General features: G+C 67.0%; 26 protein-coding genes and 1 tRNA gene. 13 read left to right on the top strand and 14 right to left on the bottom strand.

Annotation, left to right across the window (positions count from 1 at the left end; translation table 11 throughout):
* Positions 1-18: 18 nt before the first annotated feature.
* From DK389_RS04120 to DK389_RS04105, 4 genes are all read right to left on the bottom strand, one after another.
* Complete coding sequence (locus tag DK389_RS04120) at positions 19-3231, bottom strand: efflux RND transporter permease subunit (RefSeq protein WP_109887557.1); 3213 nt, start codon at positions 3229-3231, stop codon at positions 19-21.
* Positions 3232-3361: 130 nt separating this feature from the next.
* Positions 3362-4483 (bottom strand): efflux RND transporter periplasmic adaptor subunit, encoded by a 1122-nt coding sequence (locus tag DK389_RS04115; RefSeq protein WP_109896001.1) that lies wholly within the window; start codon positions 4481-4483, stop codon positions 3362-3364.
* A 152-nt stretch (positions 4484-4635) separates the two neighbouring features.
* Positions 4636-4956 carry a rhodanese-like domain-containing protein gene (locus tag DK389_RS04110; protein ID WP_109887556.1) on the bottom strand — a complete coding sequence of 107 codons (321 nt, stop codon included), beginning with the start codon at positions 4954-4956 and terminating at the stop codon, positions 4636-4638.
* 177 nt (positions 4957-5133) lie between these two features.
* Positions 5134-6420 (bottom strand): glycosyltransferase family 4 protein, encoded by a 1287-nt coding sequence (locus tag DK389_RS04105; protein WP_109887555.1) that lies wholly within the window; start codon positions 6418-6420, stop codon positions 5134-5136.
* Between the two features lie 146 nt (positions 6421-6566).
* Here DK389_RS04105 and DK389_RS04100 point away from each other — a divergent pair.
* Positions 6567-6644, top strand: a tRNA-Pro gene (locus tag DK389_RS04100).
* Positions 6645-7063: 419 nt separating this feature from the next.
* Here DK389_RS04100 and DK389_RS04095 read toward each other — a convergent pair.
* A complete protein-coding gene (locus tag DK389_RS04095; RefSeq protein WP_109887554.1) occupies positions 7064-7474 on the bottom strand; it encodes a DUF1810 domain-containing protein in 411 nt (136 codons plus the stop codon).
* A gap of 400 nt (positions 7475-7874) precedes the next feature.
* Positions 7875-8045 carry a hypothetical protein gene (locus DK389_RS32000; protein WP_162560486.1) on the bottom strand — a complete coding sequence of 57 codons (171 nt, stop codon included), beginning with the start codon at positions 8043-8045 and terminating at the stop codon, positions 7875-7877.
* Positions 8046-8298: 253 nt separating this feature from the next.
* Here DK389_RS32000 and DK389_RS04090 point away from each other — a divergent pair, with 253 nt between their 5' ends.
* Together DK389_RS04090 and DK389_RS04085 are read left to right on the top strand one after the other, a co-directional pair.
* Positions 8299-8556, top strand: coding sequence for a hypothetical protein (locus DK389_RS04090; RefSeq protein WP_162560485.1), 258 nt, complete (start codon positions 8299-8301; stop codon positions 8554-8556).
* Between the two features lie 31 nt (positions 8557-8587).
* On the top strand, positions 8588-10012 hold the full coding sequence (locus tag DK389_RS04085) for an arylsulfatase (protein WP_109887552.1): 1425 nt from the start codon (positions 8588-8590) through the stop codon (positions 10010-10012).
* Positions 10013-10208: 196 nt separating this feature from the next.
* On the opposite strand, the gene DK389_RS04080 is transcribed toward DK389_RS04085, so the two are convergent.
* Entirely contained in the window at positions 10209-11582 is a 1374-nt protein-coding gene (locus tag DK389_RS04080; protein WP_109887551.1) for a transposase, read from the bottom strand.
* Between the two features lie 203 nt (positions 11583-11785).
* Between DK389_RS04080 and DK389_RS04075 the strand changes: the two genes are divergently transcribed.
* From DK389_RS04075 to DK389_RS04045, 8 genes are all read left to right on the top strand, one after another.
* A complete protein-coding gene (locus DK389_RS04075; protein ID WP_109895999.1) occupies positions 11786-12700 on the top strand; it encodes a LysR family transcriptional regulator in 915 nt (304 codons plus the stop codon).
* A 120-nt stretch (positions 12701-12820) separates the two neighbouring features.
* The gene (locus DK389_RS04070) at positions 12821-13567 is read left to right on the top strand and encodes an SDR family NAD(P)-dependent oxidoreductase (RefSeq protein ID WP_109887550.1); all 747 of its coding nucleotides are present in this window, start codon (positions 12821-12823) and stop codon (positions 13565-13567) included.
* A gap of 34 nt (positions 13568-13601) precedes the next feature.
* Positions 13602-14000: a (R)-mandelonitrile lyase gene (locus DK389_RS04065; protein WP_109887549.1), complete on the top strand. Its 399-nt coding sequence runs from the start codon at positions 13602-13604 to the stop codon at positions 13998-14000.
* Between the two features lie 423 nt (positions 14001-14423).
* The gene (locus tag DK389_RS31995; RefSeq protein ID WP_162560484.1) at positions 14424-14633 is read left to right on the top strand and encodes a hypothetical protein; all 210 of its coding nucleotides are present in this window, start codon (positions 14424-14426) and stop codon (positions 14631-14633) included.
* A gap of 42 nt (positions 14634-14675) precedes the next feature.
* Complete coding sequence (locus DK389_RS04060; RefSeq protein WP_109887548.1) at positions 14676-14915, top strand: hypothetical protein; 240 nt, start codon at positions 14676-14678, stop codon at positions 14913-14915.
* A gap of 303 nt (positions 14916-15218) precedes the next feature.
* Complete coding sequence (locus DK389_RS04055) at positions 15219-15536, top strand: DUF6894 family protein (RefSeq protein ID WP_236960594.1); 318 nt, start codon at positions 15219-15221, stop codon at positions 15534-15536.
* 86 nt (positions 15537-15622) lie between these two features.
* Positions 15623-15979, top strand: a complete 357-nt coding sequence (locus DK389_RS04050; RefSeq protein ID WP_109887547.1) for an ArsR/SmtB family transcription factor — start codon at positions 15623-15625, stop codon at positions 15977-15979.
* Positions 15966-16484, top strand: coding sequence for an SRPBCC family protein (locus tag DK389_RS04045; protein ID WP_109887546.1), 519 nt, complete (start codon positions 15966-15968; stop codon positions 16482-16484). The genes DK389_RS04050 and DK389_RS04045 overlap by 14 nt, the downstream gene beginning before the upstream one ends.
* 172 nt (positions 16485-16656) lie before the next feature.
* Here the strand turns inward: DK389_RS04045 and DK389_RS04040 are convergent, their stop codons facing one another.
* Positions 16657-17007, bottom strand: a complete 351-nt coding sequence (locus DK389_RS04040; protein WP_109887545.1) for an MmcQ/YjbR family DNA-binding protein — start codon at positions 17005-17007, stop codon at positions 16657-16659.
* 507 nt (positions 17008-17514) lie between these two features.
* On the opposite strand from DK389_RS04040, the gene DK389_RS04035 reads away from it, so the two are divergent.
* Positions 17515-17937 carry a c-type cytochrome gene (locus DK389_RS04035; protein ID WP_162560483.1) on the top strand — a complete coding sequence of 141 codons (423 nt, stop codon included), beginning with the start codon at positions 17515-17517 and terminating at the stop codon, positions 17935-17937.
* Positions 17938-18469: 532 nt separating this feature from the next.
* Here DK389_RS04035 and DK389_RS04030 read toward each other — a convergent pair.
* From DK389_RS04030 to DK389_RS04010, 5 genes are all read right to left on the bottom strand, one after another.
* Positions 18470-19504 carry an IS110 family RNA-guided transposase gene (locus tag DK389_RS04030; RefSeq protein ID WP_109887543.1) on the bottom strand — a complete coding sequence of 345 codons (1035 nt, stop codon included), beginning with the start codon at positions 19502-19504 and terminating at the stop codon, positions 18470-18472.
* 416 nt (positions 19505-19920) lie between these two features.
* Positions 19921-20811 carry a 3'-5' exonuclease gene (locus DK389_RS04025; RefSeq protein ID WP_109887542.1) on the bottom strand — a complete coding sequence of 297 codons (891 nt, stop codon included), beginning with the start codon at positions 20809-20811 and terminating at the stop codon, positions 19921-19923.
* Positions 20812-21003: 192 nt separating this feature from the next.
* A complete protein-coding gene (locus DK389_RS04020) occupies positions 21004-21231 on the bottom strand; it encodes a hypothetical protein (RefSeq protein ID WP_109887541.1) in 228 nt (75 codons plus the stop codon).
* Between the two features lie 80 nt (positions 21232-21311).
* Positions 21312-21554 (bottom strand): hypothetical protein, encoded by a 243-nt coding sequence (locus tag DK389_RS04015; RefSeq protein ID WP_109887540.1) that lies wholly within the window; start codon positions 21552-21554, stop codon positions 21312-21314.
* A 163-nt stretch (positions 21555-21717) separates the two neighbouring features.
* Complete coding sequence (locus DK389_RS04010; protein WP_109887539.1) at positions 21718-23052, bottom strand: IS1182 family transposase; 1335 nt, start codon at positions 23050-23052, stop codon at positions 21718-21720.
* A gap of 347 nt (positions 23053-23399) precedes the next feature.
* Here DK389_RS04010 and DK389_RS04005 point away from each other — a divergent pair, with 347 nt between their 5' ends.
* Positions 23400-23735, top strand: a complete 336-nt coding sequence (locus DK389_RS04005; RefSeq protein ID WP_109887538.1) for a hypothetical protein — start codon at positions 23400-23402, stop codon at positions 23733-23735.
* Positions 23736-23777: 42 nt separating this feature from the next.
* Here the strand turns inward: DK389_RS04005 and DK389_RS04000 are convergent, their stop codons facing one another.
* Positions 23778-24050, bottom strand: a complete 273-nt coding sequence (locus tag DK389_RS04000; protein WP_109887537.1) for a hypothetical protein — start codon at positions 24048-24050, stop codon at positions 23778-23780.
* Between the last annotated feature and the right edge of the window lie 87 nt (positions 24051-24137).

Here is a 24137-nt window from a genome sequence, read left to right as displayed (position 1 = left end):
GGCGCCGAGCGGCCCGCGCTACGGGTGGGCCGGCCTCGCGTGCGGGTCGTGCTTGTCGGGTGTCGTGTTCTGCGGGTCCTTGCCGCGCTTCTTCGCCACCCAGATCAGCACGTTGCGGATCACCACGTAGAAGACCGGCGTCAGGAACAGGCCGAAGAAGGTGGCGCCGATCATGCCGAAGAACACGGCGGTGCCGAGCGCCTGTCGCATCTCGGCGCCGGGGCCCGTCGCGACCACGAGGGGCAGCACGCCGAGGATGAAGGCGAAGGCCGTCATCAGGATCGGGCGCAGGCGCAGGCGGCAGGCCTCGACGGCCGCGGCCACCGGCCCCTTGTGCTCGCTCTCCTCGATCTGGTGGGCGAATTCCACGATCAGGATCGCGTTCTTGGCGGCGAGGCCGATCAGCACGATCAGCCCGATCTGGGTCAGGATGTTGTTGTCCTGTCCTCTCAGCTGCACCCCGAACAGGGCGGCGAGCACGCCTGTCGGCACCACGAGGATGATCGCGAGCGGCAGCGCCCAGGATTCGTACTGCGCGGCGAGCACGAGGAAGACGAGGAGCACGCCGAGGGCGAACACGTAGATGGCGGTGCCGCCCGCCGCCTTCTGCTGGAAGGCGATCTCGGTCCAGTCGTAGGCGTAGCCGCCGGGCAGCGCCTTCTGGGCCATCTGCTCCATCGCGTCGAGCGCCTGGCCCGTCGAGATGCCGGGCTTGGCGGTGCCCTGGATCGGCACCGAGTAGAACAGGTTGAACCGCTGCACGATCTGCGGGCCCGTGATCTCGCGGATCTGCGCGAGCGTGCCCATCGGCACCAGCGCCCCGGTCGAGGAGCGGACCTTGAGCTGCGTGATGTCCTCCTGGCTGACGCGGAAGGGCGCGTCGGCCTGCACGCGGACCTGATAGATGCGGCCGAGCGTGTTGAAGTCGTTCACGTAGGCGCCGCCGAGGTTCGATTGCAGCGTCGAGAACACGTTGGCGAGCGGCACGTCGAGCATCCGCGCGACCGTGCGGTCGATGTCGATGAAGAGCTGCGGCGTGTCGTTGCCGAAGGTCGTGAAGACCCGCTGCACCTCGTTGCTCTGGTTGGCTTGGCCGACAAGCTCGCCCACCGCCGCGAGCAGCGGGCCGATCTCCGAGGATTGCCGGCTCTCGACCTGCATCTTGAAGCCGCCGCCCGTGCCGAGGCCGCGCACCGGGGGCGGCGGGATCACGATGATCCGCGCCTCCTGGATGCCGGCGGTGGCCTTGAGCACGTCGCCGGTGATGACGGCGGCGCTGCGGCCCTGGGATGCGCGCTCCTTGGCGTTCTTGAGCGTCAGGAACATCACCGCGGCGTTGGTGGTGTTCGTGAAGGTGGCGCCGTCGAAGCCGGCGATGATGACGGTGTTCGTCACCCCGTCGACCCCGCGGGCGATCTCGGCGGCCTTGTTCACGACGGCGGTGGTGCGGTCGAGGGAGGCGCCGGAGGGCAATTGCACCACGCCGATCAGGTAGCCCTGATCCTGGTCCGGGATGAAGCCGGTCGGCGTCGTGTGGGCGAGGTGCAGCGTCCCGGCGATCGAGGCCGCGTAGATCAGCAGCATGGCGATCAGGCCGATCGCGTTCGCTGTGAGGAAGCGGATCGTCGCGGCGTAGCCGTGCGAGAGCTTGTCGAAGGCCTTGTTGAAGCCGTTGGCCAGCCAGTTCACGAAGCGCGCCAGGAAGAATCTCGGCGGCTTGTGTGCGTGGTGCGGCTTCAGGAGCAGCTTGCAGAGCGCGGGCGACAGCGTCAGCGAGTTGAAGGCCGAGATGATGGTCGAGGCCGCGATGGTGAGCGCGAACTGCTTGTAGAACTGGCCCGAGATGCCGGGGATGAAGGCGGTCGGGATGAACACGGCCGCGAGCACGAGCGCGATGGCGACGACGGCGCCGCCGACCTCGTCCATGGTCTTGTGCGCGGCCTCGCCGGGCGAGAGCCCCTCGGCCATGTTGCGCTCGACGTTCTCCACCACGACGATGGCGTCGTCGACCACGATGCCGATGGCGAGCACCAGCCCGAACAGGGTCAGGTTGTTGAGCGAGAAGCCGAGCGCGGCCATCACCGCGAAGGTGCCGACGAGGGAGACCGGAATCGCGATCACCGGGATCAGCGCGGTCCGCCAGCTCTGCAGGAAGACGAGCACCACGATGACGACGAGGGCGACCGCCTCGAACAGCGTCTTGTAGACCTCGTGGATCGATTCCTCGATGAACTCGGTCGGGTTGTAGGCGATGCGGTACTCGACGTCGGGCGGGAAGTTGCCCTTCAGCCGCTCCATCGTCGCCTTCACCGAGGCGGCGGCGGCGAGCGCGTTCGTGCCGGGACGCTGGAAGGCGCCGATGCCGACCGCGGGCGTCGCGTTGAGGAAGGAGTTCGTCGTGTAGTCCTTCTGGCCCATCTCGACGCGGGCGATGTCCTTCAGGCGCACGAGGCGCCCGTCGCGCGCCTTGACGATCACGCTGGCGAACTCGTCGGGCGTCTGGAACCGCCCCTGCGACTGCACCACGAGCTGGAAGGCGCTGGAGGTCGGCGCCGGCGGCGCGCCGAGGGCGCCCGCCGCGACCTGGACGTTCTGCTCCTGCAGCGCGCCGGTCACGTCGGTGGTGGAGAGCCCGTAGGCCGCGAGCTTGTCCGGATCGAGCCAGATGCGCTCGGCGTACTCGTTGCCGCCGAAGATCGTGATGTCGCCGACGCCGTCGAGGCGGAGCATCTCGTCGCGGATGTTCAGGTAGATGTAATTGGCCAGGTAGTTCTGGTCGTAGGTCTTGTTCGGCGAGAGCAGGTGCACGACCAGCATCAGGTCGGGCGAGGCCTTGCGGACGGTGACGCCGAGGTTGCGCACGTCCGGAGGCAGGCGGGGCTGGGCCACCGAGAGCCGGTTCTGCACCAGCACGTTCGCGATATCGAGGTTTGTGCCGACCTTGAACGTCACGGTCAGCTGCATGTTGCCGTCGTTCGTGGAGAGCGACGTCATGTAGAGCATGTTGTCGACGCCGTTGATCTCCTGCTCGATCGGCGTCGCGATGGTGGCCGCCACCGTCTCGGCGTTGGCGCCGGGGAAGGAGGCGCGCACCGTCACGGTCGGCGGCACGATCTCGGGATATTGCGAGACCGGCAGCGACGCGTAGGCGACGTAGCCGAGGATCAGGAAGATGATCGACGTGACCGACGCGAAGATCGGGCGATCGACGAAGAAATGGGCAAAACGCATCGGTCAAACCTCTCGCCGCCTGGCGCCTCGCGGCGGCCGGCGGCCTGCGTCGTCATCGGCGCGACGCCCGGGGGTTCGAGGCCCCCGGGCGGCGATCATCGTTCGTCTCGCGCCCGGGGCGCCGCTCGGCTCAGGAGCGGGTCGGCGGCAGGGTCTTGGTCTCGGGCGTCACCTTGGCGCCCGGGCGCACGCGGGTGAGGCCGTTGATCACCACGGTCTCGTCGCCCTTCAGGCCGTCGCGGATGACCCGGTAGCCGTCGACCTTCGGGCCGAGCTTGACCTCCTTCGCCGAGGCGGTGCCGTCCTCGGCGATCACGTAGACGATGCGCTTGTCCTGGTTGGCCGAGACCGCCTCGTCGGGCAGCAGGACGCCCTGGAACGGCTTCGTCGCCGGCAGCGAGACGATGCCGAACAGGCCCGGCTTGATGAAGCTGTCCGGGTTCTCGACCGTGGCGCGCAGGAGCACCGTACCGGTCTGGTTGTCGACGCGGTTGTCCACGAAGTCGAGGGTGCCCTTGCGGGTCGGCTTGTCCTCGCCGGTGAGCGCGATCAGGATCGGCACGCCCTTGCCCTGCTGCGAGGCGCCCATGCCGATGCCGAGGCTGCCCTGGTACTTCAGGAACGAGCGCTCATCGACGGTGAAGCCGAAATAGATCGGATCGAGGGAGACGATCGTCGTGAGCTGGGTCTGGTCGGTGATGACGATGTTGCCCTCGGTGACGAGGCGCCGGCTGATGCGGCCGCTGATGGGCGAGCGGACCTCGGTGAAGTCGTAGTTGAGCTGCGCCTGCCGAAGCGCGGCCTCGGCGTTGTCGACGTCGGCCTGCGCGGTCTGCGAGGCTTGCCGCCGCTGGTCCGTCACCTGCTCGGAGATGTTGCCCGAGCGGCTGAGCGTCTGCGCGCGCTCCAGATCCGTCTGCGTGAAGTTGAGGCGGGCCTTGGCGGAGACGAGGGTCGCCTGCGCCTGGTCGAGGGCGGCCTTGTAGGGGCGCCGGTCAATCACGAAGAGCAGGTCGCCCTTCTTCACGTTGGCGCCGTCCTGGAAGGCGATCTTGTCGAGGTAGCCGGTGACGCGGGCGCGCACCTCCACGATCTCGACCGGATCGAAGCGGCCGGTATAGGAATCGCGCTCGACGATCTCGCGTACCACCGGCTTGGCCACCGTGACGGTGGGCGGCGGTCCGCCGGGAGCCTGGGCATGGACGGGCGCGGCGAGGCAGGCTGGCAGGAGCGAGACCCCCAGCCCGGCCATGCGGAGGAGGTTCGAGAACCGAGGCTTGTGCATGTTGGGTTTCCCTACGCCCCGCGCCCTACTCGGCCAGGAAGCGGAGCGTGGTGCGCCACCGCACACGCCCGGTACGCAAGCGGGATGACGGCGCCCGCTGAGGCCGAGGCCCCGTTCGGTCACTCGACCGGCTCGCCCGCGCCGAGCCAATCCTTGAACCCGCCCCGGTAATGCGCCTCGATCGGCAGGCCCGCCGCCTGGGCGGCGGCGAGCGCGTGCACCGAGCGGACGCCCGAGGCGCAGGAGAAGACGGGCTGGCGCGGGTCGTTGCCGATCAGCTCGGCCAGCGCCTGCGTGTCGAAGGTGGATAGCGGGTGCGTGACCGCGCCCGGAATGTGCCCGCTCTCGAACTCGTGCGGCTCGCGCACGTCGATCACCAGGAGGGCGTTATCGGCGAGCCCCTTCCTGATCGCGTCCCTATCCAGATCGACGACCTTCATGCGATCCATCCTTGCCCAAATCCGCGCGGCCGGCGCCGCGAACCGACGCATCCATAGCCGAGGGAGCGGGCCCGAGGCGACGGGGATGCGGCGCGGGAGTTCGGCGACCGGCGGGGACGACGTGCGACTGACGTCTTTCCATATTCGTCAGCCATCACCGGTGCAACCGCGGCCGGGTCAGGGCAGGGCCGCGAGCGCCGCCTCGACCCGCGCGAAATGCCCTGTCCAGGTCGGCGGCGCGTAGCGGGCGAGGCGGCCGCTCAGGTCGGCGCGCAGGGTCGAGCCCGGTGCGCTCAGGGCCTCGACGGCGTCGCGCCAGCCCGGCCCGTCGAGGGGATCGAGGAAGTTCGCGAAGCTGCCGCCGACTTCCCTGTGGACCGGAATGTCCGAGGCGATCACGGGCAGGCCGCTCGCGCCGGCTTCCACCACGGGCAGGCCGTAACCCTCCGTGAACGAGGGCATCAGCAGGGCGGTGGCCGAGCGCATCAGCGCCGCGAGCCCGTGCGTCGAGAGGCCGGACACTTCCACGACGCTGCCGCGGATCGCACGGCACCGATCGAGCAGGTCGATGATGTTCTCCGCCTCCCAGCCCCGCCGCCCGACGAGGACGAGGTAGGGTGTCGCCTCGCCCATCCGCTCGGCCAGGCCGCGCCAAAGATGGAGCAGGAGCAGGTGGTTCTTGCGGGGCTCGATCGTGCCGCAGACGAGGAAGACCGGCCGGTCCGGGGACAGACGCGGCCCCTCCCGCCCGAAGGCCGGCTCGATGCCGAGATGCCCGACCGTGATGCCGGGCACGGTGAACCCCTCCGCCTCGATGTGCCGGGCCACCTGCGCGCCGACATCGCCCGAATTGACCACGATATGAGCCGCGTGCCGCGCCCCGGTCCGCAGACGGAGGGCGTGCCGCTCGGCCTCGCCGGGACGGCCGTATTCCGGATGGGTGATCGGGATGAGGTCGTGCAGGAAGAAGACGGGGCGCAGGTCGCGCCGGTCGTAGAGCCAATCGAACCGCTCGGGCCGGTCGAGGCGCAGATGCGACGTATGGATGTAGAGGGTGCCGGCCGGAAGGGCCTCGGGGCCCCGCGCCCGCAGGGTGCGGAGCGCCGTCTCGGCCTGGATCCGCCTGCGGCGCCACGGCTCCTCGCGCCCGCGCCGCGGCGCTCCCGACGCGGCGCTGCCGGCCTGCGCATGGAGGCGCGCGGCGAGGCGCCGGTAGACCGGATCGCCCTCGGCCTCGACATCCTCGACCCAGCCGGCCGCGACGGCGTCGACGATCGCGCTGGCGCGCGCCCGATCGACCACCCGCGGCCCGTAGGCCGTCGTGACGAGGCCGAAGCGCGGTCCCGCGCCGCCGAGCGCCCAGCGCGCGTAGGCGAGATCGACCCGGTCGATACCGGTCGGGCTCGCGTGGCGCAGGCGCGTGATCAGGCGGGTGAGATCGAAGGCGACCGGTCTGTTTGTCATGGGGATCCGGGCAAGGCGGCGGGCGTCTCGGGCCGACCGGGTTAGCGCGCCCAGGCCCCCGCTTCCAGCGTCCACCGCCGGACCCGCTGATGGGGGTTGCGCAGCCGAAACCGGAAAGCTAAGACGCGCAGGCCCTCTCGGGGCGTCGGAGCGTAGCGCAGCCCGGTTAGCGCACTAGTCTGGGGGACTAGGGGTCGGAGGTTCGAATCCTCTCGCTCCGACCATCAAACCCTTTGAACTCAAAGGGAATTCCATCCGGCGATCTCATCTGCTGCGCCGCTTGTAGCGGCGCCGACGAGCCGGAATAGGCGCAGAGCCGCGCCCAAGTACCCACGTTTTTACCCACACCCGGTTCTGGATCGTCTCGCGCCTCAAGTGCACGCGCATGCGGGGACGATCGCGGAGACCGAGGATGCCGGCGCCGGCCTCGGCCACATTCGCTCGGCTGCGGCTCACTCGCAGATCTCGACGACGCAGCCTCGTCCTAGGGGAGTATCGTATCGTGGCTGTTCACAACCGGAGCATGGGGTCTGCCCCCAACGCGGCCGAGCTTAGAACGAGAGAGGTGGCGCGCAGAACCCTTTGACTTTGATGCAGCTCTCGATGCCGCCGGCGGATTGTGCCGTCAGGATGGCTGCAGCTTTTACAGCGTGCGCGAATCCTCCTGCCCGTCGAAGAAGCGCGCGAGCGCCGTCCGAAAGGGTAATGCGCCTGGCGCAGCGCGCCCGAACAAAGTCATGCTCGAGCGGAACTTCATGTCGTCGGGAGAGCCGAAGATGGCATGCGCCGAGCGCCCTGACACCCGGTTCACAGCCTCTGTGCAGCGCTTCAGGCGAGGTCCAAGCACGGGATGCTCAAGGTAGGCGCGTGCCTCGTCGATCGAACCGATAGCGTAACGCTGGGCCATGGCGCTGAACCCGAGACCGGCGATCTGAGGAAAGATGAACCACATCCAATGGCTGCGCTTTTGCCCCGCCGTCAGCTCCCGCAGCGCCTGCTCATAGACACCGCTCTGAGCATCCACGAACCTTGCAAGGTCAAAAGGATCGGTCATGGCCGGATAACGGGGGAGGGGACATGAAGGTCTCTTCTGCACAAAGCCTGCTGATCTCCGGAGCACCCTGTTTGCCCCGCTGTGTGCTGCCAAGCCTGAGCAACGCAGATGCGGCCGCAAGACCGAAGGCGGCAACTCGCGACTCCGTCCAGGCCCTTGAAGCGTCTGCTCTCGGGCGGTTTGCGTTCAATGCCCTCGAACGACCGATGGTGGCCGTAAGCCGTCTGTCTGCTTCGAGGCACAAGATGCAGAGAAGCGGACATGCAGCGTCAGCACCACTGGTTCGGCGCTCGGCCTCTATTTCGCCCCATCCCCAACTCCTCCGGTCCTGGCTGATCCTCGCAATGAGCCCGGTCCAAAGCCAGCCGGTCAGGTCAGTTCGTAGGCGTGCTGCGAGTGGTCATCGCTCGCCCCTCGCGACCCTGATCTGTTCCTCCTCCAAGTCGAGCTCGGCCATAAGCGCTGCCATGTCCTCATGCTCCAAATCATCCTTGTGGTCGGCCAGCACCTCGGTCTGGGCGGCCTCGACGGCCGTGAGCCGCAGGTCGAGCCGTGCGAACAGCCACTCCACTTCGTTTCCGGTTTCCTCGCTTGTCAGGGCGACACGCGGTTGGGCCAGCGCAGAGCGGGTCGTTGAGCCCGAGGCGGCCCAGCGTTGTTCGAGGTGCGATGGCTTCCATCTGCGCCGGCGACAATCCGCAATTGTTCAGGCTCCAGTCGTTCGCGCTGTCGCACCTGCAAGCTGTGATGGTGAGCACGAGATCGCACGTACACGAACGAGGCGGATGCTCGCCGCGTTGCCTCGCGCAGACGCGATTGGGTGGATGGAGCTGGCGATGGTCAGTTGGCGGTCCATGGAACGAGCTCCGCGCGACGGTCGACGGATCATTGCCATCAACCGAAACGATCCCGATCGGCGCGCCGTGATCCGCTGGGATCCCGAACGCTTCGGCGACGCCCATCCTTGGCACGTCTTCTCATGCGAGCAGGGCCATGCGGACGAAACGTTCACGGATTGGATGCCGTTTCCGGATTGTCCGCCGAGCGATGCAGAGCCGAAGCCCCTGGTGGCGAAATTCTGATTGAGGTCGGCGGTAACGAACGGGGCGTGAGATGAAGAAGCCCACCTTACTCCTCGGTATGGCGCTTCTCGCGAGCAGCGCGCTCTCGCCGACAGGCGCTCTAGCGCAGTCCTCACCTGCACGGGACGGCAGGCCGAACATCGTCTTCATCCTCATGGACAACCTCGGCTACGGCGAAGTTGGCGTCTACGGCGGCGGCATCACCCGTGGCGCACCGACGCCCCGCATCGACCGGCTGGCCACTGAGGGGACCCGGCTGACCAACTACAACGTCGAGGCGCAGTGCACGCCGAGCCGCTCGGCCATCATGACCGGGCGCTTCTCCATTCGCTCGGGCACCCATTCGGTGCCCATCGGCGGCGGCCTCGAAGGACTGACGCGGTGGGAGGTGACGATCGCCGAGACCCTATCGACAGTCGGCTATGCCACCGCCGCCTTCGGCAAGTGGCACCTGGGCAGCGAGCAGGGCCGACTGCCGAACGAACAGGGCTTCGACGAGTGGTATGGCATCCCGCGCACGACCGACGAGGCGTTCTGGCCCTCCGAGCCCGCCGCGAAGGCGGCCGGTGCATCGTTCGAGCACATCATGGAGGGCCGCAAGGGTGAGCGGAGCCGCGAAGGTCCCGTCTACGACCTCGACCAGCGCCGGCTGATCGACGCGGAGTGCGCCCGTCGCACGGTCGATTTCATGAAGCGCAGCGTGGCCTCGGGCAAACCATTCTACGCCTACGTCCCGTTCACACTCGTGCACTTCCCGACGCTGCCGAACCCGCAGTTCGCCGGCCGGACCGGCTACGGGGACTTCCCCGACGCTCTTGCCGAGATGGATGCGCATGTGGGCGAGATCCTCGACGCCATCGACGACCTACGCGTCCGAGAGAACACCATCGTCGTGTTCACGAGCGACAACGGCCCCGAGGCGACATGGCCTTGGCAAGGATCCTCTGGCCCGTGGCGTGGCTACTACTTCACGCACATGGAGGGCTCGCTGCGGGTGCCGTTCATCGTGCGCTGGCCGGGTCAGATCCCTGCGGGGCGCGTAAGCAACGAGATCGTGCACGAGGTCGATACATTCACGACCTTCGCCAAGGTCGCGGGCGCGGCGGTGCCGCAGGACCGCCCTATCGACGGGTTGGACCAGAGCGACTTCCTGCTCGGCAAAGCGGAGACATCCTCCCGCGAGGGCTTCCCGGTGTTCGTGGCGGACCGGCTGGAAGCGGTGAAGTGGCGGAACTGGAAGCTCGTCTTCTACGACGAGCAGCGGGATTGGTGGACCCCGCCGACCAAGCTGGGCTCACCCAAAGGGTTCGACCTCATCACCGATCCGAAGGAGGAGTACCCCGCGACGGGCCTTCGGAACTCGTGGAATGCCGGCCCGGCGATGCGGATCATGACGGAGTTCGTCGAGAGCCTGAAGAGGACCCCACCCATTGCGCCCGGCACGCCGGATCCTTGAGGCACAGCCCGGCAGCGGCATGATCCATGACACCACTGGGCGAACGAGCGCTTTGGAGATGCTGATTGGGTCCGGCGAACGGCAGCAGTGGGCGCAATGCCGAATGGCTGATGCTGGCCGATTTCGTTGAAAAACTCGCGGTTGGCCTGGATTGAGATTTGACCGGGTGCTTGGCCGGGGGGCTCCCGCCAGCCGGTCAGGCTAGGCTCGGCTGCCCCAGCGGGATCAGCTTGGCCAGCTTCCGTAGGTTCTGGGCGGCGGCCGCGAGGTGGAACTCGTCTCGGGCCCCGTCTGGCCCCCGCAACCGAAGCCGATCCAGCCGCAGGATCCGCTTAAGGTGGGCAAACAGCATCTCGACCTTCTTGCGCTCACGCCGCGAGGTACGGCCCGCCTCCGAGGCGCAGATGTCGCGCGCCATCTGCCGGGCGCCCTCGTGGATCGAGCGTGGGATCTTGCGGGCGGATGCGTTGGGGCAGCATCGTGGCTTCAGCGCGCAAGCTTCGCAGTCGTACTTGCTCGCGCGGTAGCGCAGCATCCCGTCTGCGTCGACGAGCGGGGGCGGTGACCGATAGACCTTCTGGCGTTGCCGCAGGTGCTTGCCGGCCGGGCAGGTGTAGGCGTCGGCGCCAGGGTCGTAGGTGAAGGCCGACCGGCTGAAGGTGCCGTCGCGGCGCTCGGACTTATCGAAGACGGGGATGTGCGGCTCGATGCCCTGCTCGTGGGCGAGCCAGCCCAGCATCGCGGCCGAGCCGTAACCGCTGTCACCGGCGAGCCGGGCCGGGTAGAGGTCGAAGCGCTCGCGCGAGCGCACGATCATGCGCTTGGCGGCCGTGACCTCGGCCTGCCGGATCGCGGTGGTCGGCTCGACGTCCACGATGACCGCGTGGTCGAGGTCGATCAGGTAGTTGGCCGCGTAGGCGAAGTAGGCCAGCCCACCGTCCGCACCCGTCCAGCGCGCGGCCGGGTCGGCGGGGGAAACGAGCTTAGGCACGACCGGCGTCGCAGCTCCGAACGCGGCGTCGTCGAGCACAGCCAGGTACTCCCGGGCGGCGCGGCTGACGCTCTCGGGTGGCAGGCCGTTCGTACCCTCAACACCCTTCTGCCGGTTGGCATCAGCCTTGATAAGGCTGGCGTCGACCGCGAAGCCCTCGCCGCCCACGAGCCCCTCGGCGATGCAGCGGGCGAGCACGGTCTCGAACAAGCAGCGCAGCAGGTCGCTGTCGCGGAAGCGGCCATGGCGGTTCTTGGAGAAGGTCGAATGGTCCGGCACCCGGCCGTCGAGCCCGAGCCGGCAGAACCAGCGATAGGCGAGATTGAGGTGGACCTCGTCGCACAGGCGGCGCTCGGATCGGATGCCGAAGCAGTAGCCGATGAGCAGCATGCGGATCATCAACTCGGGGTCGACCGAGGGCCGGCCCGTCGAGCTGTAGAACGGCTGCAGGTGCGCGCGTAGACCCGACAGGTCAACGAAGCGGTCGATGGCGCGCAGCAGATGGTCGGCTGGGATATGTGTATCGAGCGAGAACTCGTAGAACAGGGCACCCTGCTCGACTTGCCGAGGTCCCATCATCTGCTTCGGTCTCCGTCTCTCGACAGAAGTGAATCACCTCACGACTACCGCCGCAACACCCGAGTTTTTCAACACAATCGGCCGAAAGCGGCTGATCCGCTTCGGAGAAGGCCCGCCGGAAAAGCAGACAGCCTACCGCCGACCCACCTCGGTCATGATCCTGTATGGATTGCTTTTCGGCCAGCGGTCATTCCACTGCCTCGATGCGGATCAATCGAACCGAACTGGCTGATCTCGGAACGTTCCTCGCCATCGCGCGCCATCGCAGCTTTCGGCGGGCCGGGCTGGACCTCGGAGTCAGCGCTTCCGCCCTCAGCCATGCGCTCAGGGCGATGGAGGCACGCCTCGGCGTGCGTCTCCTCAATCGCACAAGCCGGAGCGTCACGCTCACAGCCGCCGGGGAGGATCTGCTTGCGTCGCTGGACGCCCCGTTCACGGCGATCGGCTTCGCGCTCGACGTGCTCAACAAGCACCGGGAGCTGACGAGGGCGACCGGGCGGATCCGCCTCAACGTGCTCGAACATGCGAGCACGCTGCTGCTCGCCCCCGTACTGCCCCTCTTCCACGAGCGCCACCCGCAGGTCGAGATCGACGTCCGCGTGTCCAACGATCTGCTCGACGTCGTGGAGGCCGGAGCCGATGCGGGCATCCGCTATGGCGGAACGGTGCCTCAGGACATGGTCGCGCAGCGCCTGTCTGCCGATCTGCGCTGGGTGGTGGTCGGCGCCCCGACCTATCTCGACCGGTATGGCACGCCCGATCAGCCGCGGGACCTCGCGGCACACCGGAGCCTGCGCATCCGCCTCGGCGACGACAGCCTCTACCGATGGGAGTTCGAGAGGGCGGGAGAAGCGCTCGCGCTCGACGTACCCGGCGCGGTAACGATCGACAACACCCAGTTCGCGCTCGCGCTCGCGGTGGCGGGCGGTGGGCTCGCCTATCTGCCCGAGCCGTGCGTCGGCCCCTCGGTTGCCCGCGGCGAGCTTCGTGTCGTGCTGGCAGAATGGGCGCCAACGGGGCCCGGCTTCCACCTCTACTATCCGGGACGCCGCCAGTTGCCGAGCGGATTGCGGCTGCTGATCGACCTGATCCGCGAGGTGAAGCCGCTCGGCCTGTAGGATCCGCATCGTCCGACGATGAGATCCACTCATCGTTCCGTTGAGAGACGAGCGGCTGATCGGCAGCGCGAGCGGTGTCTACATCAGGCTCCTCATCAAGGTCAGCGGAGAGATCGAGTGATGCGCCGTTTCAACGGGAAGGTCGCCTTCATCACGGGTGCCGCCAGCGGCATCGGCCGCGCCGCCGCCGTCGCGTTCGCGAGGGAGGGCGCGCGCGTCGCGATCACGGACCGGTCAGAAGCCCCGCTGCAGCGGCTTCGCGGCGAGATCGAAGCGGGCGGCGGTGAAGTGCTGGCGGTCTGCTGCGACGTGTCAGTGCCGGAGGACGTGGACGTGGCGGTGGCCCGAACCGTCGAGCGGTTCGGCCGCCTCGACTGCGCCTTCAACAATGCGGGCGTCGAGAACAAGGCCGCTCCCGTCCACGAGATCGCTCTCGACGAGTGGGACCGCATCCTCGACATCAACCTGCGCGGCACGTTCGTGTGCATGAAGCACGAGATCGCGCAGATGCTGCGCCAGGGTGGCGGCGTGGTGGTCAACACCTCGTCCGGCGCGGGCATCAGGGGTGTGGCGGGCGGAGCAAGTTACGCTGCCTCCAAGCACGCACTCATCGGTCTCACCAAGTCGGCCGCCCTCGACTATGCGAAGGCGAACATCCGCGTGAACGCTGTCCTGCCCGGGAACATCGAGACGCCGATGATGGACCGGTTCACCGGCGGCGACATTCAGAAGGCGATCGACCTTGAGCCGGTCGGGCGGCTGGGCAAGCCCGAGGAGATCGCGGAAGCGGTTCTTTGGATGTGTTCGGACCTCGGCGCGTTCGTGACCGGCGCATCAATCTCGGTCGATGGCGGCTGGTCGCTCTGAGAAGTGTTCTGCGAGGCGACGAAGGAGCGATCGGATGGACATCAAGCGCAGCGGAAGCCAACCCTCAGGTCCCGGACCGTCCGAATGGTTCACGGGCAGCGTCCGGATTGACCCTCTGCACAGCGCGTCCGATCCCGCCCGCGTGGCGATGGCGAGCGTCACCTTCGAGCCGGGTGCGCGGACGGCGTGGCACACGCATCCGCTCGGCCAGACGCTGATCGTCACGTTTGGGCGCGGATGGGTTCAGCGTGAAGGCGGCCCGATCGAGGAGATCGCCCCGGGCGACGTCATCTGGTTTGAGCCGAACGAGAAGCACTGGCACGGTGCGACAGCGACCACGGCGATGACGCACATCGCGATCCAGGAGCGCCTGGACGGCAAAGCCGTGACTTGGATGGAGCAGGTCACGGATGGACAGTATGCCGGGCCGTGAACCTCGATTTTGAGATCCACTTTCGGCTAGACGGCGCTGAGAGCGAACGGTCGCAAAACCACCCAGCACGGTCGTAGGCGGACGCGGATCGGGACATCTGGGCCTGGCCGAAAGCGGAATGGCGGCTTTCGGCCGAACGACTTCGCTATGCGGACCTTCCGGTTCGGCTCGCGTTGTTTCCGGCCAAGCCCTCGCGAGCGACGTTTCAATAGGTTGTTAAACGTCGACGGGTTCGCCGTTCCAGAATGCTGAATGACGTGTGCGGAACGTCGTACGTCGGCGCGCGGAATGGTCCACACGGGCAAGCCCTATTGAAACGCAGGCAGCTACGAGGGCGTGGGGCAACCGTTTGAGCTTGATCTGAGTTGCGGCGCTCAACGTTGCGCAGGCCGAAGCGCAACCGGCTTGGCTCGGGAGCGCGCGTTGGACTGCAAGGATCGCATCACGATCGTCGGGATCGCTCGCGTCGAAGGCGTCGAGGTGATCGACGGCGGCGACACCGTCGCCATCCGCCTTCGAGCAGCAGATGAGCGAGAGATCACGCTACTCGTGCCACAAAGGGTTGCAGCCGATCTCCAAGCCAACCTAAACGTTGGTCTGCAAGAAGCGCAGGATCGTCGTCGCGCCAGGTGATCATCTCGGCAGGGCTGCGCCATGAGTGAGAACGCTCGGACCTTGGCCATCAGCCTGATCGAGGCCATCCTCGAAGGCGAGATGACCGCCATCAAGTTCGCTGACGCGGCCTGGGAGATCGAAGCGACGCGATCGCGCCGGGACGCCGAGGCCACACGCTGGCTTGCCCGGCACCACCGGGTCAAGGCACTCGAAAATCGGGGCAGACTGGCGGCCCTGGGCAGCGAGGCCGGCTGGGACTTCTCCAACACGTCCAAGCCAAATCCGCAGCCTCGTGCGTGAGATGCGCGGATCATTTGCGATTGTCGGCTTTTGGGGTGAGGCAGAGCATCAGAGAGCACCCCAGCTTATGAGAGCCCTGGGGCGGCAGGCACCGGCCGCGCTCGCTTCAATCCCCCCAACGATGTCGTAGCCGGTGACCCAGTTCCTAGAGCCCCGCTGACGCGAGGCGGCCGGCTTCATACTGCCTCTTGCGCGACATTTGCGTCGCCTCGCGCGCACGTGAAGAACGCCTCAACCCGTGTGAATGACACGGCAAGCGAGGCGGTCGATGGAACTGGCGGATCGCACAGCCCGAACACGCCCATGCCGCGCTACTTCTTCGATCTCCATGATGGCGGTTGGCAGCGCGACGAGCGCGGCACGGAGTTCGCGTCAGAGGCGGACATGCGCCAAGCTGCCAAGCATCTCCTCCCGAGCATCCTCCGCGATCAGGTGCCCGACGACGAGGAAGAGAAAAATCTACACGGTGGCCGTGACCGACGAGAGCCACTGCCCCGTCTACTCGGCCACGGTATCCTTCATGGGGCTTATGCTCAGCCGAAAGCCATCAGGGCGGGTGTCATAGACGCGCATCCGCGAAAGCCGATGCTTCGAGCCGCCGCGAACGACAATGACGTGTAGTCACAATCCCTCGTCGGCCGCGTTGGTGCAGCGCTCGGGAGGGATCCCTTGAACGACGCCGGCCAGCGCACTAGACACTGAACTGCATGGTTCAGTTTTCAGCACCTCGCCTCGATGCCTCCTTCGCCGCGCTTTCCGACGCCACGCGACGGGGCGTTCTCGAGCAGCTCGGGCGTGCGGATGCTTCGATCACGGAACTCGCAGACACGTTCAACATGACCCTCACGGGCATGAAGAAGCACGTCGGGGTCCTGGAGCAGGCCGGACTGGTCACTACGCAGAAGGTCGGACGCGTGCGGACCTGCAAGCTCGGCCTCAGCCGACTGGCCGAAGAGACAGCCTGGATCGAGGAATACCGCCGGCTCTGGGACGCACGTTTCGACGCCTTGGATCACATCGTCGAGGAACTGAAGCAGGGGGAGACGTTCGATGGACGCAGGTAAACGGAGTGATCCCGCTCCCGGGAAGGCCCGCACGACGGTGGAGCGGACATCGGACAGGGAGCTCGTCGTTACGCGAACCGTCAACGGTCCGGCGCGCCTCGTGTTCGAAGCATGGTCGAAGCCGGAGCTGTTCCAGCGATGGTGGGTGCCTCAATCGTGCGGCCTCTCCTTGATCTCCTACGAGGCCGATGTTCGCACTGGCGGCGCCTACCGTTTGTTGATGGGCCATCCTTCCTCGGAGCAGCCCATGGCGTTCTTCGGTCGATACATCGAAGTGACGCCACACTCGCGCCTCGTCTGGACCAATGACGAAGGGGGTGAAGGTGGAGCCGTCACCACGGTGACCTTCGAGGAAAAGGACGGCACCACACGGGTCGTCGTGCACGAGCTTTATTCCTCGAAAGAAGCGCTCGACGACGCCATGGCCTCGGGAAGCACGAGCGGGTGGGGCGAGCAATTCGAGCAGCTGGACGACTTTATCGTCATCCTGGACGCGAAGGCCTGAAGGCCATGGCGAGGTGCACGTCAGGAGTTTCACCGTGTCCACCAGCAGCTTCGGGGCCAGACCGGGCCAGGGCCTGAGCACCGAGGGGCAGAGGCCGAGCCAGCACGAACGTCAATACCGGGCTGCCGCGGGCCGGGCACATCAGTCAATCGATCGGCATCGTGGCCGTGCGTTAGCTGCTCACACCCCGCGCGATGAAGGTGGCTGCCAGTCGTTTAGGCGCAACCGCGCGCCACCGGCGCTCCAGGAATGGCATCAGCCTCGCCGCGTCCAGATTGCTCAGCCGCGCCAGCACGATAGCGTAGCCCTCGTAGTGCGGCGTCGTGTGAAAGGTGTCCGGATCGGCGTTGATCAGCATCTCGCGCTCCTCCGCAGGCACGTCAGGCAGCACCAAGCTATCGTCTTCCGGGCGCAGACGCGTCAGAAGCTTGCCCCTGACTTTCAGGGCAGGAGTGCCAAAGGAGGTCGAGACCTCCACGTCCGGCAAGTTCCGGCCGAGCACCACGACGTCGTCCCAAGTCATACGACGGCCTCCTCGCGGGGATCGTTACAGCTTGACCAGCGAGCTTGCCAATCAGGCGGCAGCCTCCTCGCGGCGCATCCTGACGACAGCAACGACGGTCGTCAGCCCGAGTCGGATGTCGAAAGGGGAGCAGCAATTTCGCCGCGCGAGCTCAACCACTCAGTCGGCAGCGTTCGGATCGCCCGTCTGCTGGGTCGGCGTGTCCGCTTTTCAGTTTCGGCAGAACAGCCCTTTTCGTCCACAATGGGCGCAGTGCCGAACGGCCGACTTTGCAGGCGGGTGGGCAAAGAGGGCGCGGATGTCCGGCGTCGGGAGGCCGCGATCCTGATCCGCCACTCCTTTCGCCTCGCCGAGACGGCTGGGATTTCACCGACGAGCCGCCGGATCACAGTGGGCATAGCGCCTCCGGTCTGGACCCGGACAGGATTACAAGTCCAGGTGCACTCGCCTATGCATTACGGAAGGGGTCGGGAACAGGTGTGGGATCAGCGGTCAGGGAGGTGCTTCGTGAATAAGTTCAGCGCGCCGCAGATCCGGCTGACGACTACCGGCTGTGTGGCGATGGTTTCGTTCCTCGGTCCGTTGTTCGTCGGGCAGCCCATCCATGCCGCCGGCGGTCCGTTCACGGCTCAGCAGGCGGAGGACGGCCACACCAAGTACAACAGCCACTGCGCCCAGTGCCATCGTCCCAACCTGCAGGGCGGCACCGGACCGGCCCTGACCGGAGACGCCTTCAAGGGTAAGTGGGCAGGCAAGCCCGTGGCTGACCTGCGCACCTACAACCAGACGAAGATGCCGCCGAACGCGCCAGGAACGCTGCCGGACGATCAGATCGACCCGATCACGGCCTATATCCTGTCCAAGAACGGCGTGCCGCCCGGCGATACGCCGCTGGGCGAGGATACCGCCTCGGCACAGATCCCAAAGTAGGCCGAGGTTGATCCCAAAATCTGTCGCTCGGCAGGAGGCCCGGGCGTGAGGCGAAGTCTCCAACGCGCAACCGGCGATCGGCGTCACGTTGCCGAACACCTTTACTCGTAGCCGTCGCCCGCGGCGAATAGGACTATCGGTGGCTGCCGATCAACAGCTTCGCGCAGCGTCGGATCGCTCGATTTGATTGGGACGAACGATCCGCATCGTCACCGCTCCGGGTTCTTGAGCGCGGGGCAACCGCCAACCCATACCGCCTCTACGTCCTGTGTGGATGGCTCCCGCGTTGCAAGGGGATCTGTGACGGATTGGCATTTCGGTCGGGTGCCGTCTTGTGTTCGGCCTGTTCGCGCGGTCATCGACCGCTGGCCCTGATGGTTTCCGCGGACGAGGTCCCATCCTGCTTCGCGGGCTTCGACGCCCTCGACGTTTAGCGGGTTGTCCTCGTCCCCGGTCTGACCGGTGCGCCATCACTTCACAGGGTCCTCGCAACCTCCTTCGCGCGGTACCGGGCTGATTGGTGAGTTCCCCCTCAGACCGCCGCGATGCCGAGCGCGGGCGTCCGGTAGACCTCGCCCCGGACCATGATGGCCCAGATCGCCCGCGCCGCCCGATTGGCCATCGCGACCGTGGCGAGGCGGACCGGCTTGCGAGCGAGCAGTGCGTTCAGGCGCGGGTCGGCCGCGCTGGGATGGTGCTTGTTGCGCCGGACGAGCGAGGTCATGCCGGTGACGAGAAGCCGGCGCAGGTACTGGTCGCCCATCTTCGAGATCCGGCCGAGCCGTTCCTTGCCGCCGCTGGAGTTGTTGAGCGGTGTCAAACCCAGCCAGGCCGCAAACTGACGCCCGGAGCGGAAGTGGCTCGGATCAGTGACGGTGGCGGCCAGCGCGGTCGCGCCGAGCAAGCCGACGCCGGGCACGGTGGCGATGCGTCGGGCGAGATCGTTCGAGCGGTACCAAGCCAGCAGGTCGCGTTCGAGCCGGTGGATGCTGTCCTGCACCGCGATCGCCTGCTCGGCCAGGGCGCCGATCACCTTGGCGGCCAGCTTCGGGACCTCGTGCGCCTCACCGGCGATCGCACGCCGTACGAAGGCGAGGGCATGAGTGAGGCCCTTCGGGATATCGATGCCGAACTCGGCCAGCAGCCCGCGGACCATGTTGACCAACTGGGTGCGCTGCCGGACCAGGAGATCGCGCGTCCGATGCAGAGACAAGGCTGATTGCTGCTCGACCGATTTGATCGGCACGAAGCGCATGGTCCGGCGCGTGACAGCCTCGCAGATCGCCTCGGCGTCCGCCGCATCAGTCTTACCGCGCTTTACGTACGGTTTGACGTAGGCCGGCGGCATCAGTCGCACCGCGTGACCGAGGGCCGTGAGTTCGCGCGCCCAATGATGGCTCGTGCCGCAAGCTTCCATGCCGATCAGACAGGGCGGGAGCTTGCGGAAGAAGGGCATCACCTGCGCCCGCCTGAGCGCGCGCCGGACGAGAACCTCGCCCGTGCAACTGATGGCGTGCACTTGGAAGACGTTCTTGGCCAGGTCGAGGCCGACGGTCGTGATCTCCATCGTAGTGGCTCCAAGCTCCTGCTGCATGACAGCACCTTCTTGGCGCCGCAGCGCCGGGAGCGGGAGCCATCCAGCCCATCTGCTTCGGAGACCCTCTACAAATCACATGGATGGCCGGAATGGGCGGATTGTGTTGAAAAACTCCGCGGCGCGGTCGAAGTCCTCTATAGCTAGTATTTGTCGCCCGATACGACCCCAGGTGTTGTAGGTTGATGTCCTCGAAAGAGGGGCAAACGGAGTTTTTCAACACAATCGGCGCAATTCGGACCGTCCGCTTTGCCGCAGGAAGCCGACCTCACCTGCTATCTCGAACCCGAACTTGTAGGTGAGAAGGGAAGGGGGCGCCGAACGCCCACGTTGCGAGGAGTATAAACGGACCGCCGCGCATCCCATCCCGATTGCGAACCTCTCCGTCCTCAGAGCTCCGGGTTCGTGCGTGCCGAGAAGCGATCGCGGGCGGTGAACCGGTCGGCCGGCAGGTGCGCGACAGGGCGCCGGAAGATGGTCTCGCTCAGGAACGTGCGCTCGATCTCCATTTGCGCCTCGTCCAGGTCGATGTACCAGCTGCGGCGACGCTGGCTCCAGCGGTAGCTGTGCGCCTTCAGCAGATCCTTCGTCTCGATCGGAGAGCCCTCCGCCCAGAGCCGCACCGTCGGCTTGCGCGCCGTCTCGAGCAGGCAGGACAAGGCCAAGCGGCCGGATACCTTCAGCGGCCGTGCCAAGAGCTGCAGCAGGGCGTGGCAGTCATCGATCGCCCGATGGCCGTGATGAAAGAAGCCGCAGTCGATCAGCAGGTAGCCGAGTTTCAGGCCCTCGTGCCCTTCCTCGCGCCAGGGCACTTGGTTGAGGGAACAGGCCCAGTTCCGCTCGGCGAACACAGGCCAGCGCCGCTCGCACATCTGCCGGTTGAAGCTGGCATTGTGGGCGATCACCACGGCGGCGTCGGCCGCAAGCATCCCCACCGCCGCGTCGTCGATCCGCTGCCCGGCGACCGCGCCATCGGTGATGCCGGTCAGCCGGGCGATCTCGGGCGGGATCGGCCGGCTGGGCTGATGGAGTTGGTTGAAGCTCTCCAGCACGCGGTAGATCCGACCGCTGGCACCGTACTCGAACTTGATAATGCCGAGCTCGATCACCTCGTCCTGCCCGAAATCGACGCCGGTGGTCTCGGTGTCGAGGATCAGGCCGAAGAAGGTCGGCTCGTCGGGCTGAACAGGGGAGGGGGCGAACGGCGCGATCCGGCGCAGCACGCGGTACTCGCCCGTCTCTTCGAGCACGCTGGCGATGCTGTCGAGGGGCTGATTCACGGCGCCGCTTGGTCCTGTTCCGCTTCTTCCGACCGCCAGCACTTGTGTCGGCAGGCAAGGGCGGAAGCGTAACGCTGGCGCGGACGGATCGAACAGCCGTGGCGCCGGCGTTTCCACAGCCGGATCCGTCGATGGTAACGCGCGGCAGCCTGAAACCGCGTCTCGCGAATCGGCCTCGCCTCCCGCTCGGTTTCAGACGAGAACGTGGTTGATCACGACCTCACTGCCGCCTTGACGTGCCGGCTTGGCAATCGCATCCGAGGCGCTCGGAAATCCGCCGCCCGATGTCCCGCGCTCCTGAGATCCCTTCCCGTCGCGCTCCGCCGCGTGCAGGTCACGGAAGGTGAGCGCTTTTGCGGGACGGGTGCGGCGCCTCTTGATGAGCCGAACGGTACGGCTACCATCCTTGATCCGCCCCATCCAGCACTCCTCCCATCCGCACTCCCGCTACTTAGGCGAGGCGCTGGCGGCCAAGGGTTACCGGAGACGCACGCCCGCCATCACGCCAGCTCGCTCGGCCACAGCGGAGGCGGATCCTTCGGGTCGAGGCAAGAGACGTAGGCGCAGAACTGCCGCGCCCGCTCCCCGTCGAGCCGGCCATTCTCGAAGCAGGCGTCATAGCCGAGTTGCAGCGACGCGAGCGCCTCGACGGTTTGGAGGTCGGCGTGGGTGAAGTAGCCGGCCCGCACCAACTCCAGCCAGGTCAGCCGCTCGTCGCCGTTCCTCAGGATGGCCTGCAGCACCGATTGAGGCAGTGCCGCACCGATCGCACAGACCGAGCCATCCTGGTGGATGAACAGGGGCTCGGTCGCGCCCCGCTGAATGCCTAGGAGCCTGTCCGAGTAACGGTGTTTGAGGCCTGGGTAGAGGGGGCGAGACCGGAGCCGATGAGGGCGGACAGCGGGCTCAACGGTCGGCCTGTGCCAGCTTCAGGAGGTTATGGGCCGTGCAGATCATCGCCCACTCGCCCCGGACCTGCTCAAGCCCTCTCATCAGGAACTGTCGGAAGCCTCGGGCCTGCTTGATCTGCCCGAACACCGGCTCGACGACCTGCTTCCTGAGGCGATAGCGACTGCGGCGGCCAGCCCGTTTTAGGCGGGCGGCCATCGCGCTCATCAACGGCATCTTGGTCAGCCTCCGGCGGCCGGCCGCATCCGCCTCGCCGTGTCGCGCCCGGCCCGGAGCGAGGTAGCCCGTAATGCCCCGCTCCTTGAGCGCGACGAGGTTCGCCTCGTTGGCAAACCCGGCATCGCCCGAGACCTCCCGCGGCTTGCGCCTGAGATGAGCGCGGACCCCGTCTACAAGCGGCACGAGGGCGCGGTAGTCGGCCGAGTTGGTCACGAGGCGGTGCGCGACGATCACCTGATGCGCGGCATCGACCGCGATCTGACCGTTGTAGCCCTGCACGAAGCCGTCGCGCATGGGCAGGATCCGGCTGTCCGGGTCGGTGAAGTTGCGCTGCGCCCGGTCGGGCGGAGCGCCGTCGTCACCGCGCAGTGGCCGACCCTGCCAGCGCATGCCCGACGAGGCACCCGGCCCGTTCTCGTCCTCCGGATCGGGCGGATCTGCGGCCTCCGCTTCCAGCGCGGCCTTGGCGGCGCGGATTGCTTCCAGCCGTCGCTGCTTGTCGGCCATCCAGTCCGGCGTTTCGTCGCCCCGACGGCCGGCACCGTGAGCCTGATCCTCCGCCGCGTCAGCCTCGCGCGCTCGCTCCAGCCAAGCGTCCACCTCGGCCGCCAGGGCCGGCTCGGCCGTCTTCATCCGCCCGTAGCTCATCGCTTTGTGGCGCGAGGCGTTGGCCTTCAGCTTAGTGCCATCCACCGCCACGTGAGCGAACTCGACGAGACCGGCCGCCCGACACAGGCGCAGCACCTGCACGAACAGGTCCGACAGGGCCACGAGGTGGCGCTTGCGGAAGTCGGCGATGGTTCGGAAGTCGGGCCGGTTCAGGCCGGTCACTGCCATGACATCGACCCGCTCCTCGCAGGCGCGGGCGAGCTGGCGCGAGGAGTACAGGCCTCGGCTGTAGCCGTAGAGCAGGAGCGCCACCATCATGCCCGGATGGTAGGGCGGGTAGCCGCGCTCCTCGGTGTAGGTGTCGAGAATGGCCGAGAGGTCGAGCGCCTCTCGCACCGTGTCGCGCACGAAGTGCGCCCTGTGCCCGGGCGGCACGAACTCGTGCAGCGAGGGCGGCAGCAGCCAGCCCTGATCGACGTCCCAGGAGCGAAACACCTTGGCCATGAGCCGAGTGAATCATCCCGCGGCCTCGTCGTCGAGACACTTACTCGGACGGGCTCCTAGACGGTACTCGGCGATCGCGGCCTGCGCACTCCGGATGAGGTCGGCCTCGGTCAGTACAGGCATCGTGGCAACGGGCATGGGTAGGGCCCTGGCAAGCAGGAGAGGCCGGTGCGAGGCTGGTTTGGCACGGACACGGCCCCCTCGCCCGTGCCAAACCTTACCGCCTGCACAACACCCAGGAGACCGACACGGCCGCCGGTACGTCGGGGTGCACAACCGCCTTGGCCATGACGCCTGTACGCTGAATTTGTCGGGCCCTCGTGGTCTCATCCCTCGTGGAGACAATTATGACCAAGCGTGAGGTGACAGACCTGCTGGAGCGTGACCCGGGGCAGGAGGAGCGAGCCGGCATCCGGCTCGAGGGGCTGCTCGCCGTGCTCGATGAGACGGGATACGGGGGTGAGCCGCGCCTCGAGATCCTGGGCGAGATCGTGTCGAGGGAGGGCGACCGGTTCCCGATGAACGCCCGCATCCAGATCGTCGCCTTGAACGAAAAGGATCAGGTCGTGGGCCGCATGGAGATGGCCGCCTCGCAGGGCGATCCGGGATACGAGGCCTTCGAGGAGAGCACCGGGCTGCAGGCTCTGCCGGCCCGGATCAAGGTCGTGATCTCGTCCCGTTGATCGCCCTCGGGGAGGCGGCCCCTACTCGGTCAGGAGGAGATCCTAGCCCTCCCGAACGCCGCCGGCCTCGGCCTCCCGCGCCCACTTCTCGAAGAAGGGCAGGGTCGAGGCCTCCTTGAGCAGGCCGGTCTCGGGATCGAAGGCGTCCTCGTCATCGACCTCGGGCGTCGGGGGGTGCGAGGCCTCCCAGAGCAGGTGGGCGTGCACCTCGCCGATCTCCGCCTCGATCATCGGGCGCGTCTTCCCCCCCATCGGCATGAAGGTCATCACGATATCGGTCGCCAACTGCTGCATCATGCGGTCTTCATCGAGCATCGGTGATCCTTGGAATTCGTGGGTTCATGGAGGTGGGACCGGCGTGAAGATCGCCGGCACGTGTGGGGGGCGCCCTTGATGAGGGCG

The organism is Methylobacterium durans (assembly GCF_003173715.1).
Lineage (GTDB): Bacteria > Pseudomonadota > Alphaproteobacteria > Rhizobiales > Beijerinckiaceae > Methylobacterium > Methylobacterium durans.
The sequence above is the reverse complement of the archived record's forward strand: the minus strand, read 5'-3'. Positions and strand labels throughout refer to the sequence as shown.